This window comes from Blautia sp. BCRC 81119, assembly GCF_003184505.1.
Taxonomy (GTDB): domain Bacteria; phylum Bacillota; class Clostridia; order Lachnospirales; family Lachnospiraceae; genus Blautia_A; species Blautia_A fusiformis.
In genome coordinates, this window is the sequence record NZ_QJHD01000058.1 from 1 (window position 1) to 1,383 (window position 1,383).

General features: G+C 33.5%; 1 protein-coding gene and 2 pseudogenes. 2 read left to right on the plus strand and 1 reads right to left on the minus strand.

Annotation, left to right across the window (positions count from 1 at the left end; all coding sequences use genetic code 11):
- A pseudogene (locus tag DMI82_RS19445) lies at positions 1–390 on the plus strand (hypothetical protein); the annotation flags it as partial.
- Here DMI82_RS19445 and DMI82_RS19450 read toward each other — a convergent pair.
- The gene (locus tag DMI82_RS19450) at positions 371–718 is read right to left on the minus strand and encodes a hypothetical protein (protein ID WP_029732399.1); all 348 of its coding nucleotides are present in this window, start codon (positions 716–718) and stop codon (positions 371–373) included. The pseudogene DMI82_RS19445 and the gene DMI82_RS19450 overlap by 20 nt on opposite strands.
- Before the next feature lie 334 nt (positions 719–1,052).
- Here DMI82_RS19450 and DMI82_RS20825 point away from each other — a divergent pair.
- A pseudogene (locus DMI82_RS20825) lies at positions 1,053–1,383 on the plus strand (hypothetical protein); the annotation flags it as partial.

Here is a 1,383-nt window from a genome sequence, read left to right on the forward strand (position 1 = left end):
TTTAAAGAACACCCGGAAGACAAAGATAAAACAATCGAAGAGTTATTTGACATACGGCTTTCTGAACAGAAGCTATATCATTACAAAGAAGTAAACGGCAAATATTATGGTGCAGAAATCCCAAAAGAAATACATTACACAGAATATTTCCGATATCTATATTTCAATGTAAAGTATGAATTTAGTGAGAAAACATATTACAGATCTATCCCATATACAGACAAGGATAAGCAAGAAAGTATATGGGATAGGGAACGCTGCTTCGTTGCACAAGAGATCAGTGAATGGAGAGTGGACGAACTAGAAGATTGGCAGCGAGATCTTATTGAAAAAATAAGAGTCGGTGTTGAGCTGAAAGACGATGATATTGTTAAAGCAATGGGTTGTTAAAATCTAAATGATGGTTCTTATAAAACATCTTTAGGCGAATTATGACTTCTCGTTCTTTACGAAGTTTAGCAAGAGATTCTTCATCAGATGAAACATGAGCCTCTTTAATCGAGGAATCCAACGATTTATGATAACAACAACAAGCAGAATATACAACCAGGTGATTATTTAATAGCCATTGTTCATCTATTAAATTTGAGTCTAAATAGTCAACACATTTTGATGTGGCTTTTTTGCATTCTGGTTGTTCGTAACAGCTTTGATTTAGCTCAAAAAGATAATTTGTCAAAGCATTACGTATGATAGAGTGAAAATCTTTGTTATCCATATTCTCAAAGCTCCTTTCTAAATACTCACCTATGGCGGTAGGCTGTATATATAGTATAGGGGCTGAATGAGAATAAGACAACAATAATAGTGCTTTCTCACTTCACAGTAACAAAATCTAAATAAAATTCTGGTTTTATTTAGACTACTAATCGTCTGAAACAAGCAAATATTGCTTAAAACAGAGGATAACGATTTTTACGAAAAACAGAAAAATCATGTTTGCGAAAGGATAAGAATTGTACAGAAGTAACTAGCATTTTTCTATAATTTGTAAAAACAATTATTCTGTAGCAAACCAACCAACAAAACGAAGCGTATTACTGGCAAAACCGGTGATACGCTTTTTTAATGGAGGCAATTGGAAATATCAGGGAAAAAGAAGATGTGGAGGAAATATAATTATAAATAACGAAATACCTAAAACAATTCCGGTCGCAGACTATGCCGGATATATTATGAAAAATTTTAAACCGGATGTCATAAAATTCAAAAAGCCTGAATCGGAATGGACAGAAGAAGAACATACAGAATATACAAAATGGAGTCTTAAACTGTCTATGGCACATAGATTCAAGCAACAAATACAGGAGAATAAGCCCTTAACAAATAGGGACAAAAGGATTATAGAGCGTTTTAGAAGTGGCGCAGATTTCTTTGGCGAAA

Coding starts and splice junctions, on each gene's coding strand:
- DMI82_RS19450 (WP_029732399.1), bottom strand. CDS start 718: ATGGATAACAAAGATTTTCACTCTATCATACGTAATGCTTTGACAAAT.